This is a genomic window from Bathymodiolus platifrons methanotrophic gill symbiont, assembly GCF_002189065.1.
Lineage (GTDB): Bacteria > Pseudomonadota > Gammaproteobacteria > Methylococcales > Methylomonadaceae > Methyloprofundus.
Genome location: NZ_BDMN01000202.1, coordinates 1 through 14,087 on the forward strand (window position 1 = coordinate 1; position 14,087 = coordinate 14,087).

General features: G+C 40.4%; 23 protein-coding genes and 3 pseudogenes. 12 read left to right on the forward strand and 14 right to left on the reverse strand.

The window, feature by feature from the left end; translation table 11 throughout:
• Positions 1–136 precede the first annotated feature (136 nt).
• Positions 137–346: a hypothetical protein gene (locus CDZ78_RS21265; protein WP_140414024.1), complete on the forward strand. Its 210-nt coding sequence runs from the start codon at positions 137–139 to the stop codon at positions 344–346.
• A gap of 11 nt (positions 347–357) precedes the next feature.
• On the opposite strand, the gene CDZ78_RS11920 is transcribed toward CDZ78_RS21265, so the two are convergent.
• From CDZ78_RS11920 to CDZ78_RS11930, 3 genes are all read right to left on the reverse strand, one after another.
• Complete coding sequence (locus CDZ78_RS11920; RefSeq protein WP_087870211.1) at positions 358–978, reverse strand: hypothetical protein; 621 nt, start codon at positions 976–978, stop codon at positions 358–360.
• Positions 978–1,622 carry an AAA family ATPase gene (locus CDZ78_RS11925; protein ID WP_087870212.1) on the reverse strand — a complete coding sequence of 215 codons (645 nt, stop codon included), beginning with the start codon at positions 1,620–1,622 and terminating at the stop codon, positions 978–980. Before CDZ78_RS11925 ends, CDZ78_RS11920 begins: the two co-directional genes overlap by 1 nt.
• A gap of 301 nt (positions 1,623–1,923) precedes the next feature.
• Positions 1,924–2,868, reverse strand: coding sequence for a replication initiator protein A (locus CDZ78_RS11930; protein WP_087870213.1), 945 nt, complete (start codon positions 2,866–2,868; stop codon positions 1,924–1,926).
• Positions 2,869–3,273: 405 nt separating this feature from the next.
• Here CDZ78_RS11930 and CDZ78_RS11935 point away from each other — a divergent pair, with 405 nt between their 5' ends.
• The 3 genes from CDZ78_RS11935 (at position 3,274) to tnpC (ending at position 5,416) form a co-directional block, all read left to right on the forward strand.
• The gene (locus CDZ78_RS11935; protein WP_087870214.1) at positions 3,274–3,936 is read left to right on the forward strand and encodes an IS6 family transposase; all 663 of its coding nucleotides are present in this window, start codon (positions 3,274–3,276) and stop codon (positions 3,934–3,936) included.
• A 23-nt stretch (positions 3,937–3,959) separates the two neighbouring features.
• Positions 3,960–4,244 (forward strand): hypothetical protein, encoded by a 285-nt coding sequence (locus CDZ78_RS11940; RefSeq protein WP_087870215.1) that lies wholly within the window; start codon positions 3,960–3,962, stop codon positions 4,242–4,244.
• Positions 4,245–4,513: 269 nt separating this feature from the next.
• The gene (gene tnpC, locus CDZ78_RS11945; protein WP_263459126.1) at positions 4,514–5,416 is read left to right on the forward strand and encodes an IS66 family transposase; all 903 of its coding nucleotides are present in this window, start codon (positions 4,514–4,516) and stop codon (positions 5,414–5,416) included.
• Positions 5,417–5,667: 251 nt separating this feature from the next.
• Here the strand turns inward: tnpC and CDZ78_RS23785 are convergent, their stop codons facing one another.
• A complete protein-coding gene (locus tag CDZ78_RS23785) occupies positions 5,668–5,799 on the reverse strand; it encodes a hypothetical protein (protein ID WP_280175574.1) in 132 nt (43 codons plus the stop codon).
• 118 nt (positions 5,800–5,917) lie between these two features.
• Between CDZ78_RS23785 and tnpA the strand changes: the two genes are divergently transcribed.
• Positions 5,918–6,352, forward strand: a complete 435-nt coding sequence (tnpA, locus tag CDZ78_RS11950; RefSeq protein WP_087870217.1) for an IS200/IS605 family transposase — start codon at positions 5,918–5,920, stop codon at positions 6,350–6,352.
• Positions 6,353–6,362: 10 nt separating this feature from the next.
• Here tnpA and CDZ78_RS21270 read toward each other — a convergent pair whose 3' ends face one another.
• Positions 6,363–6,590 carry a hypothetical protein gene (locus CDZ78_RS21270; protein WP_140414026.1) on the reverse strand — a complete coding sequence of 76 codons (228 nt, stop codon included), beginning with the start codon at positions 6,588–6,590 and terminating at the stop codon, positions 6,363–6,365.
• A 12-nt stretch (positions 6,591–6,602) separates the two neighbouring features.
• Between CDZ78_RS21270 and CDZ78_RS21995 the strand changes: the two genes are divergently transcribed.
• Positions 6,603–6,749 carry a hypothetical protein gene (locus CDZ78_RS21995; RefSeq protein ID WP_167374277.1) on the forward strand — a complete coding sequence of 49 codons (147 nt, stop codon included), beginning with the start codon at positions 6,603–6,605 and terminating at the stop codon, positions 6,747–6,749.
• A gap of 93 nt (positions 6,750–6,842) precedes the next feature.
• Here CDZ78_RS21995 and CDZ78_RS11955 read toward each other — a convergent pair whose 3' ends face one another.
• The 3 genes and pseudogenes from CDZ78_RS11955 to CDZ78_RS11965 form a co-directional block, all read right to left on the reverse strand.
• Positions 6,843–7,709, reverse strand: a complete 867-nt coding sequence (locus tag CDZ78_RS11955; RefSeq protein ID WP_140414027.1) for a hypothetical protein — start codon at positions 7,707–7,709, stop codon at positions 6,843–6,845.
• A gap of 192 nt (positions 7,710–7,901) precedes the next feature.
• Positions 7,902–8,059, reverse strand: a pseudogene (locus CDZ78_RS11960) (IS6 family transposase); the annotation flags it as partial.
• Positions 8,060–8,140: 81 nt separating this feature from the next.
• Positions 8,141–8,326 (reverse strand): hypothetical protein, encoded by a 186-nt coding sequence (locus CDZ78_RS11965; protein WP_087870219.1) that lies wholly within the window; start codon positions 8,324–8,326, stop codon positions 8,141–8,143.
• A gap of 281 nt (positions 8,327–8,607) precedes the next feature.
• Here CDZ78_RS11965 and CDZ78_RS21275 point away from each other — a divergent pair.
• Positions 8,608–8,706: pseudogene (locus CDZ78_RS21275) on the forward strand (IS6 family transposase); the annotation flags it as partial.
• Between the two features lie 70 nt (positions 8,707–8,776).
• Entirely contained in the window at positions 8,777–9,682 is a 906-nt protein-coding gene (locus tag CDZ78_RS11970; protein WP_167374278.1) for an RHS repeat-associated core domain-containing protein, read from the forward strand.
• A gap of 113 nt (positions 9,683–9,795) precedes the next feature.
• Here the strand turns inward: CDZ78_RS11970 and CDZ78_RS23790 are convergent, their stop codons facing one another.
• Positions 9,796–9,921 carry a hypothetical protein gene (locus tag CDZ78_RS23790; RefSeq protein ID WP_280175575.1) on the reverse strand — a complete coding sequence of 42 codons (126 nt, stop codon included), beginning with the start codon at positions 9,919–9,921 and terminating at the stop codon, positions 9,796–9,798.
• A gap of 20 nt (positions 9,922–9,941) precedes the next feature.
• Positions 9,942–10,478 carry a hypothetical protein gene (locus CDZ78_RS11975; protein WP_087870221.1) on the reverse strand — a complete coding sequence of 179 codons (537 nt, stop codon included), beginning with the start codon at positions 10,476–10,478 and terminating at the stop codon, positions 9,942–9,944.
• Between the two features lie 146 nt (positions 10,479–10,624).
• Between CDZ78_RS11975 and CDZ78_RS23165 the strand changes: the two are divergent.
• Positions 10,625–10,729 (forward strand): annotated as a pseudogene (locus CDZ78_RS23165) (transposase); the annotation flags it as partial.
• 281 nt (positions 10,730–11,010) lie between these two features.
• Here the strand turns inward: CDZ78_RS23165 and CDZ78_RS11990 are convergent.
• The 3 genes from CDZ78_RS11990 to relB all read right to left on the reverse strand — a co-directional run bounded on the left by CDZ78_RS11990 (position 11,011) and on the right by relB (position 12,330).
• Positions 11,011–11,706, reverse strand: coding sequence for a cadherin repeat domain-containing protein (locus CDZ78_RS11990; protein ID WP_167374279.1), 696 nt, complete (start codon positions 11,704–11,706; stop codon positions 11,011–11,013).
• Between the two features lie 100 nt (positions 11,707–11,806).
• Complete coding sequence (locus CDZ78_RS11995; RefSeq protein ID WP_087870224.1) at positions 11,807–12,067, reverse strand: type II toxin-antitoxin system RelE family toxin; 261 nt, start codon at positions 12,065–12,067, stop codon at positions 11,807–11,809.
• Positions 12,068–12,081: 14 nt separating this feature from the next.
• Entirely contained in the window at positions 12,082–12,330 is a 249-nt protein-coding gene (gene relB / locus CDZ78_RS12000; protein WP_087870225.1) for a type II toxin-antitoxin system RelB family antitoxin, read from the reverse strand.
• 233 nt (positions 12,331–12,563) lie between these two features.
• Here relB and CDZ78_RS12005 point away from each other — a divergent pair, with 233 nt between their 5' ends.
• The 3 genes from CDZ78_RS12005 to CDZ78_RS23795 all read left to right on the forward strand — a co-directional run bounded on the left by CDZ78_RS12005 (position 12,564) and on the right by CDZ78_RS23795 (position 13,668).
• Positions 12,564–13,166: a hypothetical protein gene (locus CDZ78_RS12005; protein ID WP_087870226.1), complete on the forward strand. Its 603-nt coding sequence runs from the start codon at positions 12,564–12,566 to the stop codon at positions 13,164–13,166.
• 11 nt (positions 13,167–13,177) lie between these two features.
• Positions 13,178–13,453: a hypothetical protein gene (locus tag CDZ78_RS12010; protein ID WP_087870227.1), complete on the forward strand. Its 276-nt coding sequence runs from the start codon at positions 13,178–13,180 to the stop codon at positions 13,451–13,453.
• Positions 13,454–13,542: 89 nt separating this feature from the next.
• On the forward strand, positions 13,543–13,668 hold the full coding sequence (locus tag CDZ78_RS23795; protein ID WP_263459202.1) for a hypothetical protein: 126 nt from the start codon (positions 13,543–13,545) through the stop codon (positions 13,666–13,668).
• Positions 13,669–13,801: 133 nt separating this feature from the next.
• Here CDZ78_RS23795 and CDZ78_RS22000 read toward each other — a convergent pair.
• Positions 13,802–14,087, reverse strand: a 286-nt coding sequence (locus CDZ78_RS22000) for a hypothetical protein (protein WP_167374280.1), incomplete at its 5' end; no start/stop codon positions are given.

Sequence of the window (14,087 nt, forward strand, 5' to 3'; positions counted from 1 at the left end):
CTGTAAGGTAGGCGCGCCATGCTACCTCACGAAATTCCGGGACTCCTGTCGCCGTAATTCGTTCACCTACGCAGCGAACAGGAGATGCTCCAGCCGCCCTGCGTCCGCCACAGACTGAGCACAAAGCAGCTCAGTCATGGCTACCTCAAATGGCTCTACGGCTATTCGGGATAAAATTTTAGCCTCCCTCGCGCGCTATCGCGCACTTCGGATTGGCAAATTTCCCTGCGCCTTCTGGAGACTATCATCCCGTCCGGGGCTGACAGCGGGGGATTTATGCGACAGAACCCCAATTAAGCTCTCTTCAATATTCTTTTCTTTTGTCATCTATATTCACTCAATGTGAGCTTGCCATTCTTATTTAATTCTCAATAAAGACTCCGATAAAACAGATTTAATAAAAGATTTAGACTTACCTTCAAAAATATCATTTAATAAGTAGGTTGAAAACTCAAAAACATCCTTACTAACCTCTCTTTCAAAGACATTAGTATTACCTTTATGAGCAATAGTTTTGTTTTTATACCTAGCTATAATATCTTTTATTTCATCTAACTTAAACTTCTTTTCCTTTATATCATTATAAACTTTAATAGCAATGTCCTTATTACTAGGAGCTGATAATAGGTAACCAGCAGAAACAGGAATGCCATCAAGAGACCGTCCTTCTTGAAAAAACTTAGCCAAATTAATTAGCTTACCTGTATTGCTACTATTTAGTTCCGTAAAGTTTACGGAAAGCCACTCTCCAAATTCAATATTCGATTGAAAACGTTCCCTTGCTTCAAGAAGTATTTGACCTTTAAAAAGTTGACTTTGTTGTTCTATTTCCTTATACCTTATAACCAAGTCATCTAATGTTAAACCCTTTAATGCCATACTATCAAAAGGATTAATAGTCTCCGAATTAGCTATGTACTCTTGTGTTGAAGATGGCAAGTCACCAGAAACACGTCGTGCAATTTTTCCAATAGCCATTACAGAATAACCTCATTCATAAGTTCAATAAATTGAGAAGATGCTTTATCATTTAATGTTTCAGTTATGCCCTGCCCTGTACAACTTATATCTGACCATACTTTTCTAGTAGTTATAAAACTTTTTGCTAACGAAATATCATCATAATCTTTTATCAAATCAGCTATTGCTTCACGAGCTTCATCTGTATCTTTTATACGAGGGTTAGAATTAACTCCTGTTAAAATAATAATTGCTTGTAGATTTTCATTTTGTACCTTTGCTTCTTCAACAGAACGCAATGATTGGTTTAATGTCATCAAACTTATGTTAGATGGAAATACAGGGATAATAACTAAATCACTCACTAATAAAGCATAACGACCACTCGCATCATTTTTACCTCCACAATCACAGATTAAATGGTCATATTTTAAAGATAACTCTTTTAATGATGAATACACTGTAGAACCAGATTTTTCAACAGTGGGAACTGATATTAGCTTTTCATCAGCATCTCTATATTCCATCCAAATTACAGCTGACTTTTGTGAATCTAAATCGCATAGTAAAACATCCACTCCTTTATTCTTAAGGTAAATAGCTGTTGATACGGCAATACTGGTTTTTGTAGATGATTTTGTAGCAAAAATTGTAGTTATCATAAATAATGCTGGCGCGCCATCCTCGCTATATATCGCCTTTGGACATCCATATCCAAAGGTTCATTCCGCTCGGGCGAATTAATTGAATACCCCAGTACGTCCTGCGTCCAGCTTCAACTCCGCACAAAAACCGCTACGTTAAAACTTCCCTCACTGACTTGACGGCTTATCGGGATGAAATTTTAGCTTCTCTTGCGTGCTGCCGCACACGTCGAATCTGCAAATTTCCCTGTCGCCTACTGCGGACTAAAAATCATCACTTTGCTGTGCTCCGTTTCCCTGATTTTCAGCGTTTGAAAAGTTATTTTAACTTTGTTCCTTCTTTTAATTTTTTCAACATAAGTCTACCTCTAGCTTGATCATAGCTTTCACCACGTTTTGCATGCTTTTCAATTTCTTTATTACTTATATGTTTTGGTAATTTATCGAATGTTTTTTGTTCCTTTGTAGCTCCTTTCCTAGTAAACATTACAACATCATTTTCCAATGAAATGTTGTACTCTGGAAGGTGGTTTGTTTCTACCATTTTTTTAATATTGAAACGTAATGTTCTTACCGGAGAGGTAATTCCTAACTTTATTTTTAAGTTCCCAAGTTTTATTTTCCAAGTTACTTGATTACCACAATGTTTCCTTGCTAACTCATATATCCTACGTTCTGTTGGTTTTCTTAATCTAAAATAATCTTTATCAATGGTAAGAACATCATTGCCTAATATTGAATTATAAAACCAATCAGATAACTTAACTTCTACAGCAACCATCCTCTGGTTGTTATCTTCTTTAACAACTCCCCATTCATCAATTAAAGAAAACTCACGAGTTACCTCTACATTGTTAGTCTTTATATTCGTTTGAATAACAGTTCCTTTTAACCTGCTCAACCCATCTTTTAACTGTTTATATTGAATACCACTTGTTTTCTTATTTGTTGCAATTAGATAATCATATGCAACAAATCTAACTACCTGAGCAATTGGTTCATTATTATTTTTAGCATTCATTAAGTTAGATGCTAAATAAAGTAAAATGTCCTTATCATGAATTGTTGCCAAACCTGTATAACTAGGTTTTATTTCTACCCTATACCCATTATTTTCATACACCAGAACTCTAAAGTCTGGTTTAGTTGAAAGACTAAAGACAGGATGTTCCATACTAGCAGTATCATCTTTATATGAATCAAAAACATCACAAATAAAAAAATTTTGTTGTTTATGTCTTTCAGGTAATAAAACGTCTCTCATACTATCGATGTATCAATAACCAAAGCTGATATGATTATACATTTTATTGTCGATGTATCAATAACAACCTATCCTTTTTTTGTCATTTACCTCAAAAAAAGTACTATCGTAGTTTTCCTAAAGGTATCGTAGCTTTACTAACACTGTATTTCTTGAATCCCAGGAATATCAAGTCATACAGAGTATTTTTTAGTCTTGTAACATATATAACTTATCTTTAACTTATCTAACTTAGGTTAGGTTATTTTTTAAAGGTAAAAAAACAAAAGTCGACCCCCATCATTTTCCAGTGAACCGTCTTGAAAATGAAAAAGACCTCCTTTTCCATAGGTTCTGTCGCATAAATCCCCATTCTCCGCGTTATCTGCTATCATAATTCTCATATTTCAATAAAAGGTGAATCACATGCTCAGCTTCAAAGGTACTCACTTTCCAAAAGATGTCATTCTTTATGCTGTTTTCTTTTATGTCAGGTATGGTGTTTCGTATCGCGACCTTGAAGAAATTATGGAAGAAAGAGGTGTTGAAGTGGATCATGCTACGCTCAATCGTTGGGTTATACGTTATTCTCCTGCCATTGCTGTAAACGCTAAATCTCAGAAACGAGAAACCAATAAATCGTGGCGCATGGATGAAACGTATATCAAAGTGAAGGGGCAGTGGACCTATTTATACCGAGCTGTTGATAGTCACGGTGATACGCTTGATTTCATGCTTTCTGAGCGCCGTGATGAACAGGCTGCAACCGCATTTTTCAAACAAACGATTAACAATAATGGATTTCCTGATAAGGTCGTTATGGATAAAAGTGGCGCTAACTATGCAGGATTAGCCAATATTAACCTCTTGTTAATCCTCGCTGGGTTTGCCACTATGATCGACATATTACAGGTTAAATATTTGAATAACATCATCGAACAGGATCATCGCTTTATCAAAAAAATAACAAAACCGATGATGGGCTTTAAAGCGTTTCACTCCGCTCAAGCAACCATTGATGGAATTGAAACGGCACATATGATCCGAAAGGGACAATTGTCTGAGGAAAATATTCCTGCGTATAAGTAGTTTATGGCTTTAGCAGGATAGTTATGCCTGAAGACAGGAGGCCTGCTCTTTTGAAAATTATTGCGACAGAACCCTCTTTGTCCAATGGCCCGGTCTTTGAGCTTTGCATTCAGCATGGCTGGGATAGCATGATCGTTTTAAAAAAGAAATCCCTGAAGTCCGTTTGGAAAGCCTTTAATGCCCAGAAAGGTCCTGACACCCCCAGCTATGAAGCTGATTGGCGGGGGCGAAAGCAAAAAATAACCTGGGTTAATCATATTCCCTATACACTTAAGGACGCGAACGGGATGGAAAAACTTTATTCCTGAACCTGGTTGTTTGCAAGGAGGAATTGCAAGGTTCATGCGTCAGGGCTGGTTTGAATAGGGTTAATAGTTTCTTGTGTAGTTTGTACATTTAAGCGATAAAAACGCACCAGAGGACAACCTCTGGTGATTATGACCTATATTTTTATGCTTTCAAAGGGGATAAGTTCAAGAGCCAGTTAATTAGGCCGAAAATGAAACTTTCGTTTTATCTGTTAAAAAAATAAAATAATTTCTTTAGACCTTAATTTTTAATTCTTTTTTATGATCGACTGCATCAACTATTGATCCTGCAGAAAATTATCCAGGCCGATGAAACACCGCTGAATGTTATTCAGGATGGGCGAGAGACGAAATCAAAATCGTATATGTGGCTCTACCAGAGTGGTGGACATGAGTCCGGGCAGCCGATTGTTTTGTATGATTATCAGGCAACTCGAGCGGGGGCGCATGCGGCTAGCTTTTTACTGGGATTTTCTGGCCACTTACAAGTGGACGGCTATGCCGGTTATCACGCCCTTGCATCAGATAACTGTACCCTCGTCGGATGTATGGCGCATGCACGTCGCAAATTCGATGAAGCTCTCAACGCACTGCCCAAAACGAGCCGTAAAGATAAAATGGGCATGGCACAAACTGCATTACGCAAGTTTACTCGTCTCTATGCACTTGAAAAACAATTTAAAGACCTGACGATAGAGCAGCGTTATTTGTTGCGCCAGGAAAAAAGCAAACCTTTGCTGGAAGACTTAAAGCAGTGGTGCGATGACAATGTTACCAGAACCGCAAAAGACAGCTCAATAGGTAAAGCCATACGCTATACCATTAACCAGTGGGATAGTCTGGTTCGTTATATTGAGGATGGAAATTTACAGGTTGATAATAATGCCGCTGAACGCCATATCAAACCGTTTGTGATTGGGCGTAAAAACTGGCTGTTTAATCAGACGCCACGGGGTGCTAATGCCAGTGCACTGCTATACAGCCTTGTGCAAACGGCGGTGGCCAACAATCTGGAGCGGGGAGTCGCTATTTTTGCGAAAGCTTGTTTTGGGCATCCCAGCCCAAGCAAGCGGCAAAAACTTAACGCGACCGCTAATGCCTTCGGCGCCCCAGACGTCCTGCGTACGTGCCACTTCGCCACTACCATCGTAAACTCGGTGCTGGCTTCGTAACACTCCCTCAAATGACTGGACGGCGTTTCGGAATGCCTTTTATTTTGTCTCCACCTACGCTAGCGCTACGATTCCGACAAAACAACGGCCCTACGCCTTCTGGGGACTACCAGCCCTCGCGTTCGCTCTCCATGGCTGGCAGCGGCCGTTTGATTACCTAAAGTATTTACTCACTGAGCTACCCAGGCTTGGTAGGCATTATGAACCAGATGCACTGGATCAATTTCTACCTTGGAACTTAATCGAAAAAATTAAGCCTTTAAAGCAAATGATGTAGCCTGTCTAGGTGGGAAGAATAGACGCTTACGCTTATGCCGTCGGAGCCACAGACGTCCTGCGTACGTGCCACTACCATCGTAAACTCGGCGCTGGCTTCGTAGCACTCCCTCAAATGACTGGACGGCGTTTCGGAATGTCTTTTATTGTCTCGGGACGCTAGTAAAAACTATGCACTTTAGTGCAAGACTTTAGTTGATACACACTTTTTTGTACAATGTGTTAATGAATGAACAAAGGCACGGTAGTCATACAGTAAGTATACTAATGGTACATATAGTTTGGGTGACTAAATATCGCTACCCTGTTTTGCAAGGTAATATCCAAAAGCGTTGTAGAGAGTTAGTGATGCAGGTTTGTGATGCTGAAGATGTAAGGATTCTAAAAGGTGTTGTGAGTAAAGATCATGTCCATATGCATATAGAATATCCCCCAAAATTATCAGTTAGTAATTTTGTGAAGAGAGTAAAGGGTAGAACCTCTCGAATCCTGCAAGGTGAGTTTCCCGAATTGAAAAAACGATATTGGGGGAAACATTCTTGGGCAATAGGGTATGGAGCCTGGACAACGGGTAATGTAACGGAAGAGTTGGTACAAGAGTATTTAGAGCACCATAGAAACCCATCAAACAAGGATTTAGGAAGTATGCTCCTTGAGTAGTAGTGGACTTTCAGTCCAAGAGCAATCTATGCACTTTTAGTGCATAGTGGTTGAATTTGTCTTCACCTGCGCTAACGCTTAGATTCCGACAAAACAACGACTCCACCGCTGTCAGCCCCGGACGGGCTGATAGTCTCCAGAAGGCGCAGGGAAATTTGCCAATCCGAAGTGCGCGATAGCGCGCGAGGGAGGCTAAAATTTTATCCCGAATAGCCGTAGAGCCATATGTGGTAGCCATGACTGAGCTGCTTTGTGCTCAGTCTGTGGCGGACGCAGGGCGGCTGGAGCATCTCCTATTCGCTGCGTAGGTGAACGAATTACGGCGACAGGAGTCCCGGAATTTCGTGAGGTAGCATGGCGCGCCTGGAAGAGCTTCAAAGGGCGTTCTTACCTTTAATTCTCTTTTTAGGCTACCATTTGCTGGGTGTAGGAGATATTCCTCCGTTATCTGAAGTCATCGGTGCGGCCGCTGCCTGTGGATAATGAGAAGTTACTTAGGAGGAAGCGCAAGAATCCCCCCCATGGCCTTCAGTCTCTCTTCAGTCATAACCCTAGGTTTATGCGTATGTGTATGTGGCGAATAGACTGTATTTACCATCTGATGATATTCCTCTATTGATCTGGCAGCACCTATGCGTCTCAGTTTTTCTTGATAAGCTTTTACATTATCATTATCATCATCATTATCATCATCATCATCCGGCAGCGGCACTGGGTCAGGGGGGGCGGTCATATCTTCTAACAGTGAAAGGTCGTTATGCTCCTCCCCACTCATATCTTTTCCTGCCTCATTTCTTGGAGTGTCGTTATGCTCCTCCCCACTCATATCTTTTCCTGCCTCATTTCTTGGAGTGTCGTTATGCTCCTCCCCACTCATATCTTTTCCTGCCTCAGAATGGTTTCCTTGACTGCTGCTCGCCTGTATAATTTCATTCCCTGACTTTGTGTTCTTTGCTTCCTCAGCGTCATGGGCTGCAGTTATTTTTTCATGTGGGACAGAAATAGGCGCTGATGAACCTCGAACTACCTGCGGAGTCCTCGACGAATCAAAAATAAGCTTCTCTGCGTTGTAATCCAAATTCACCTCCCCAGAAGGGTCAGATGATAAGATGACCCTTCCATTACCATACACGTAATGGGAGAAAAACTGTTTTCGCATGTCTTGCGTGAGAAACCGTCCTGTTATGAGGTCCAAGTATCTCGCATTAAGATGGCTAATATTTCCTGATCTCGGACGGTCAATAAACCTATCGGCCTGTGCTATATTTGGCAATAATGATAGATATATTAGAATTATTTTTCTCAAGATAATGGGTCTACCGCATAAAGTTAACTTCTCCACTTTATCTGCTATCATGAGTCCCAATTCGAATAAAAGAAGGTTCATATGCTCAGTTTTAAAGGCATTATTTTGAATAACAAATCATTCTCCTAAATTTTGGTTCTGTCGCAATAATTATCAAAAGCGCAGACCTCCTGATCTTCAGGCATAACTATCCTGCTAAAGCGATAAACTGCTTATAAGCAGGGATATTTTCCTCAGATTATTAGTTTCTCGTTTCTGAGATTTAGCTTTTACAGCAATGGCAGGAGAATATCACGGATAACCCAACGATTGAGCGTAGCATGATCCACTTCAACACCTCTTTCTTCCATAATTTCTTCAAGGTCGCTATACCTGACATAAAAGAAAACAGCATAAAGAATGACATCTTTGGAAACTGAGTATTATGATAGCAGATAACGTCGGGAAGGGGGAATTTATGCGACAGAACCGATATTATTTAATTATGACATGTGGATAGGTTCTCTAAGGCTACGCCAAACATGCACCCAAGCGAATCCCTCATCATCTAAGTCTTGCATGTATACCTGAATTGTGTAAGTTTTACCCGCCTCAAAGCGTTTTACTTGTAATTCTTCATTACCGATTATATCCTTTTGAGGTTTAGTTTCAGTGGTCAGTTGCCCCAAAGGACAACCTTTTCTCCTTATTGGGTTCTCGTTTCTGAGATTTAGCTTTTACAGCAATAGCAGGCGAATAACGGATATCACGGATAACCCAACGATTGGGCGTAGCATGTTCCACTGGTTCTGTCGCATAAATTCCACTTCCCGACGTTATCTGCTATCATAATTCTAAATTTCAATAGATGGTGGATCATATGCTCAGCTTCAAAGGAACTCACTTTCCAAAAGAATGTCATTTTTTCGCTGAAAATCTCGGGGAGTAGCTATTTTTGCGACTATCAGCCCGTCCGGGGATGACAGCGAAAGCGTTTCACTCCGCTCAAGCAACAATTGATGGAATTGAAACGGCACATATGATCCGAAAGGGGCAATTGTCTGAGTAAAATATGCCTGCGTATGAGCAGTTACTTTTATAAGCGTGGTAGTTAATTCATAATGTATATACATAAAAATATGAAAAAAATAGCATGCACTACGCTAGCTATAGCTTTGTCAAGCTCGCTTATGGCCAGCCCACGTTTTGTTGATAGACAAAGTATTGATGAAACAAATATAACCTGCATGACGTATCGTTGCTATTCAAGCTATCTTGGGCAATTCTTAGCGCAAGACCCTTTAAAAAAAGACTTTTCTCAGTACATTTACAGCAGGTCAAATCCAATAAAATACTCCGATCCAAGCGGACAGGGCGTTGAAGATCTTGAAGAGGCCGTTACTGTTCTGATAGGAATAGTTTTGGCTATTGTAACAGACGGTGCGGCTGCTCCACTTGAAGCATTGGATCTAGATATGATGGGTGATGTCATAACAGAGAGTGTTACTTCTTCTGTTGGCACTTCATTAAACGCTTCTAAGGACGTAGGAGAAGCGGTTAATAACACCAAGCAAGTAGTTGATAGTGTGATAAAAACCACTGATGTAACACAAGGACTATCAGACACAGAAGGTGGGTCAGGCATGGAGCTACAGAATGCAAGTAAAAAACCAACAATTCATGATGAACCAGCCATAAAACAAGGAAGTGACAATGGTTTTACTGAAAATACACCCAAGCTCGAGAACAAACCACATGATGAAGGGTACGATTCAGAACCAGAAGATAAGGATGACAATACCCATGACAAGGATGACGAAAATAAGGATAAAGACGAAAAGGAAAAATCGGACTATAACAAGGTCGATAAAGACAAAAAGAAAGAAGATGAAAAGCCCAAGACACTAACAGGAAAAATATTAAACATTTTGAATAGAGGAAAAGAGATGGCTTTCTTCGGAGGTCTAACTTTCGCACCTGAAATACTCGGGGAGCTAAAGCCTTCTCCAATGCCTAAACCTAAGCTACCACCAAAAGCAAAATGAGTCTTCCCGTCTAAAGCGGGACAAACGCTGAAAATCAGGGAAACGGAGCCTAAGCGAAGGGTTCTGTCGCAATAATTATCAAAAGCGCAGAACCTTCTGGTCTTCAGGCATAACTATCCTGCTAAAGCCATAAACTGCTTATAAGCAGGCATATTTTCCTCAGACTCATCCTGTGCTGCATTAACCGCATTAGTTGTTGATAACGACACTAAGGCTATAATTATTTTAATTAATTTCATAACTTACATTTCGCTTGTTTTCAGAAAGGGGATTCTATTATGATTTCTTCTTCATCTTCTACTACGGGATCATACGGGATTGGTTCTTCTTCTACTGCATCATTGGCAGGATCGAAGTATACATTGAAGGGTAAATCACCTTTTTGATTTCTCCTTGTGAGAAAACCACCCGATGCGCACAGCTCCGTTCCTTCATAGAAATTATTGTATCCTTTGCTATCAATGCCCCATCCGTAAGTTTCTATATCCATCATGATCGCGACTATAGTACAAGAATTAATACTTTCCTCTGTAAGATCCGTTATAGCATTATCAAATTTTGGTGTGTCTATACTATAGACATACACATTCACAGTATCAAGCTCGTTTATATCATAGCATTTATCCGAATAGATTGCTACATAGGACTCGTGCTGCCAGGAATCCGTATGTATACCAGCGTCTGATAGTAAAGATATTCTCTCTTGAATATCCTCTGCTGACATTTTTGCCTGTACTGAGTGCATGCTAAACAACAAGCTAACTCCGATTACTGCAATTTTTATTTTTTCAATCATTTGATTTCCTCAAGTTAATTACTTTTTTCTACATTACAACTTAGGTAACCGCGCCCTGTGGGCGGGGGTAAAAAAGCTTTGCGTAAAAGTCTGCTCAAGAGTATCAAGTAGTTAAGTTGTTCCCGCAATTTAACTAGGAGATACAAATGAGCAGATTTCAAAAATTATCACATGTTATCTGGTTTTGCCAGTACCACATTGTTTTTGTGCCGAAGTATCGGTATCGAATTTTAAAAGGAGATATCGGAAAGTTTGGGTTCTGTCGCAAAAGAACCAACCTACTTTGAGTGAAATTAAATCTTATGATCTTGGGTAATAGGCTCTTTAGGGGGGGGTGCGTCAGAACCTGTATCCGCAACAATCACCTTCCCGCTCTGAATAGCCCAATTTCCAATTTCATCTCTACTCCAAATCCTGATCTGATAAACCTTTTTGTCCAAAGGTTCTAACTTAGATAAGGAAATAACACCCGTGTTAGAGTCTATATTAAAATACTCATAATCCCCCTCCTCTAACAAGGAGTATGTGATGCCTACGTCCTCGCCACGTCCAGCATCAAACGCGCGGACGTTATAAACAATAAAGGGGCCGCGACTTGGCTTGGAACATAGCGTTTCCACTGTAACCAGTCTACAACGGGATCCACATTGTCTCTAACCCCTTTAGAGTCAATACTCTTAGACACCCCATCCCGGGTGGTGTAGTGGACTCTAACAACAATCCTCTGGTTAGATATTTCATCCACTATATAAAGGGAATCTGTGTTCTCGCCCTCGATTATGACGTTGTCTCCTAGCCACTCATACTCAAGGGATTTTCTGTCAACACCACGCTCGTCGTCCACCCTGCCAGCAAACAATACTGGGTAGTACTGCCCGCTGCCCCAACGGGACTTGGTTCTCGCTATCTTGCCACCCTCGTCCAGGTTTAGAATATTCAAGGTCACATTCCTGTCGGAAACTAGACCTGCATCGCTGGTCGCATGTACAGTGAATCCGTACCGAAAGTAATCCTCATAATCGGGACTCTCTGTCAATCTAACTTCACCTGTACTAGAGTCTATTCGGAATAGGTACCTGTACTGGAACCGCGATTCAAACTCAGTGGTTGATAGGGAGTACGTTAACCCCTCATCCACCTCGCCATTAACCCTCGCTTGAGCATCATAAATAATCAAGTCCTTATCTGAGTTTTCCATCACAGATATAACATCTCCAGCAGAAGTCATGGGTTTAGAAAACTCTGGGGGGCGATGGTACTCTACCTCGCCGGTTGCTTGATCGGGCTCCACGTCAGACGGGATACGTGTATTTGCTTTGTGCTCATAATTACCCTCTATAAACTTCTCGCCTATGTTTAACTTTCACAACCAAAACATGAAGCTCTTCATCATCTCTTGAGCACAAAAGCCTATAATCCCCTACCCTGAATTTATAAAGCCCTGCCTTGTTTCCAGCTAAAGGAATTAAATATTCTTTTGGGTTTACAGATAGTTTTTCGTCAATAGCCTTTGTAAGCCTTTCTTGCACTTCACGACTTAGCTTATAAAACTGCTTTTTAGCTCTTTGCCCAAATTCTATTTTGTACATTGAGAAAGCTTATCTTATAAATTAAGTTCTTTTCTAATATCTTCAAAAGGCACAGATTTTTCACCAGAGGCTATAAATTCATCATGCGCTTGCTTTGCGTCTTGATAGTCCTCTAAATCCTCTAGCCTATCTCTCAATAATTGCTCTAGCCCTTTTTTTATGTAGTAACTTTTAGATCTTTCCTCAGCCCGTGAAACTTTATTCAGCATCTCTCCTAGCTCTACAGGGATGTTGGCAGAAACACTTATAGATGTAGCAGTCATAATCACACCTCATTAAAAAATAAACCAATTGTAGAGATGATATAGCATATCTTGCAAATGTAAATATTTTTTGCAAAAACTTGCAAGATTAAAATATCCGCAATATAAGATCAACAATTATAACTCATAATATGCATTACAATAACTCAGATATATTAATACAATAATGTTAATATATTGATTTAGATTTTTTGATATACTATGTGAGATATTATATTTTAAAGGCAACCCCCATGAACTTACTTTTTTACTCAGCGATAGGGAGGCAAGGAAAAACCACTCACGCTATCGGATATGCTCAGTACAAGGGCACAAAGCTCTACACTAACGATGTACAGAACGCCACAAAAGAACTTTACGGAGCTATGTTCAAGAAAGGTGATTTTGTAGAAATTGGGGTAGGGGAGGAAATCGCCATAGATGACGATGACAGCATCACTTTTGACTTTGGAGGGTACATAGATAGCCGTCTAGTAGACGTTATTAGCTATGTAGACGCTTGTGTAGTCCCTATCTCCTATCAATCTAAGTCGGAGTACATACCAGCCGTAAGAACGATTAATGCCCTAGCTGAACACAACAAAAATATCGTTATCCTGATAAACAACACAGCTACAAAGCTAATCCCCGAAGTTAAGGAAGCCCTAGAGGAAACCTTTCCTGATTATCCTATTTTTGTAGTCAATTCCTCTAGGTACATATCTAGGCTAGCAAACTACCAAAAGACACTCTTTGACTTGCTGGACGCTGGCGACGGATTAGAGAAACACCGCATAAAAGAAACCCTTATCCCACAAATTAAGGCTTTCTACGATCACCTAGACAATATTTTATAACGGAAACAACCATGCCTAAAAAAGTACTCGGAAAATCTAAGCTCCTAAAGGACGCTACAAAAGAAGCTCAAGAGGGAGAAATTGACCTTAACGCTACTGTTTTAATGACACACGCTCAAATTTTGGAATTGAGTAAACCTAAAGAAAGAAGAACGGCGGGTAAAATGGTATATATCACACCTAGCGAAATGGAAGCCTTTTTAGGTTCTATAGGGCGTGAAAGCTACTCAAACGCGGTTAGAGGGCTTATTTTAGAATTTATAGAAAACAACAAAGATGAGGAATAAAAAAGAGCCTGAATATCCATCAGGCGCGCCATGCTACCTCACGAAATTCCGGGACTCCTGTCGCCGTAATTCGTTCACCTACGCAGCGAATGGGAGATTCCCTGGTCGCCCTGCGTCCGTCTCAACTACGCACAAAACCCTGCTCCGTTAAGACTACCTCAAATGGCTGGACGGCTATTCGGAATGCAATTCTTGCCTCCCTCGCGCGCTACTAGCGCACTTCGGATCAGCGAATTGCCCTGTCGCCTTCTGGAGACTATCATCCCGTCCTGTGCTGACAGGGGAGGTAATAGGGTGATTTTATTTTTTGCGATATAACCTTAGCGAGGGCTGATAGTCCCCGCTGTTTTATAAAAAAAGTGGAAGTAAAAAATCTAAGATATCCTTTGTGTAGTCTTTATGTTTCTTCTCTACAGCAAAGTCAACCCCCGAATGCGAATGATCCGTTTCTTCAACACCGATATTTTTTATAACGACGACTTTACATCTTTCATTATCACCATTTTTGTTTTCTTTCTCATTATTTATATAGTCTTGAGATGATTTCAGAGATTCATGGATGTAGATGGTTGTATTATCGTCGAGGCTCTCGCAGTTATGCGCCCATACATATCCATCCCCAGCCCCGTAAGTA

Excerpts from the sequence above, each read along its gene's own strand:
- CDZ78_RS21265 (WP_140414024.1), top strand. The coding sequence starts at position 137 with ATGGCTACCTCAAATGGCTCTACGGCTATTCGGGATAAAATTTTAGCC.
- CDZ78_RS11920 (WP_087870211.1), bottom strand. The coding sequence starts at position 978 with ATGGCTATTGGAAAAATTGCACGACGTGTTTCTGGTGACTTGCCATCT.
- CDZ78_RS11925 (WP_087870212.1), bottom strand. The coding sequence starts at position 1,622 with ATGATAACTACAATTTTTGCTACAAAATCATCTACAAAAACCAGTATT.
- CDZ78_RS11930 (WP_087870213.1), bottom strand. The coding sequence starts at position 2,868 with ATGAGAGACGTTTTATTACCTGAAAGACATAAACAACAAAATTTTTTT.
- CDZ78_RS11935 (WP_087870214.1), top strand. The coding sequence starts at position 3,274 with ATGCTCAGCTTCAAAGGTACTCACTTTCCAAAAGATGTCATTCTTTAT.
- CDZ78_RS11940 (WP_087870215.1), top strand. The coding sequence starts at position 3,960 with ATGCCTGAAGACAGGAGGCCTGCTCTTTTGAAAATTATTGCGACAGAA.
- tnpA (WP_087870217.1), top strand. The coding sequence starts at position 5,918 with ATGAATGAACAAAGGCACGGTAGTCATACAGTAAGTATACTAATGGTA.
- CDZ78_RS21270 (WP_140414026.1), bottom strand. The coding sequence starts at position 6,590 with ATGGCTACCACATATGGCTCTACGGCTATTCGGGATAAAATTTTAGCC.
- CDZ78_RS11955 (WP_140414027.1), bottom strand. The coding sequence starts at position 7,709 with ATGATAGCAGATAAAGTGGAGAAGTTAACTTTATGCGGTAGACCCATT.
- CDZ78_RS11970 (WP_167374278.1), top strand. The coding sequence starts at position 8,777 with ATGAAAAAAATAGCATGCACTACGCTAGCTATAGCTTTGTCAAGCTCG.
- CDZ78_RS23790 (WP_280175575.1), bottom strand. The coding sequence starts at position 9,921 with ATGAAATTAATTAAAATAATTATAGCCTTAGTGTCGTTATCAACAACT.
- CDZ78_RS11975 (WP_087870221.1), bottom strand. The coding sequence starts at position 10,478 with ATGATTGAAAAAATAAAAATTGCAGTAATCGGAGTTAGCTTGTTGTTT.
- CDZ78_RS11990 (WP_167374279.1), bottom strand. The coding sequence starts at position 11,706 with ATGACTTCTGCTGGAGATGTTATATCTGTGATGGAAAACTCAGATAAG.
- CDZ78_RS11995 (WP_087870224.1), bottom strand. The coding sequence starts at position 12,067 with ATGTACAAAATAGAATTTGGGCAAAGAGCTAAAAAGCAGTTTTATAAG.
- relB (WP_087870225.1), bottom strand. The coding sequence starts at position 12,330 with ATGACTGCTACATCTATAAGTGTTTCTGCCAACATCCCTGTAGAGCTA.
- CDZ78_RS12005 (WP_087870226.1), top strand. The coding sequence starts at position 12,564 with ATGAACTTACTTTTTTACTCAGCGATAGGGAGGCAAGGAAAAACCACT.
- CDZ78_RS12010 (WP_087870227.1), top strand. The coding sequence starts at position 13,178 with ATGCCTAAAAAAGTACTCGGAAAATCTAAGCTCCTAAAGGACGCTACA.
- CDZ78_RS23795 (WP_263459202.1), top strand. The coding sequence starts at position 13,543 with ATGGGAGATTCCCTGGTCGCCCTGCGTCCGTCTCAACTACGCACAAAA.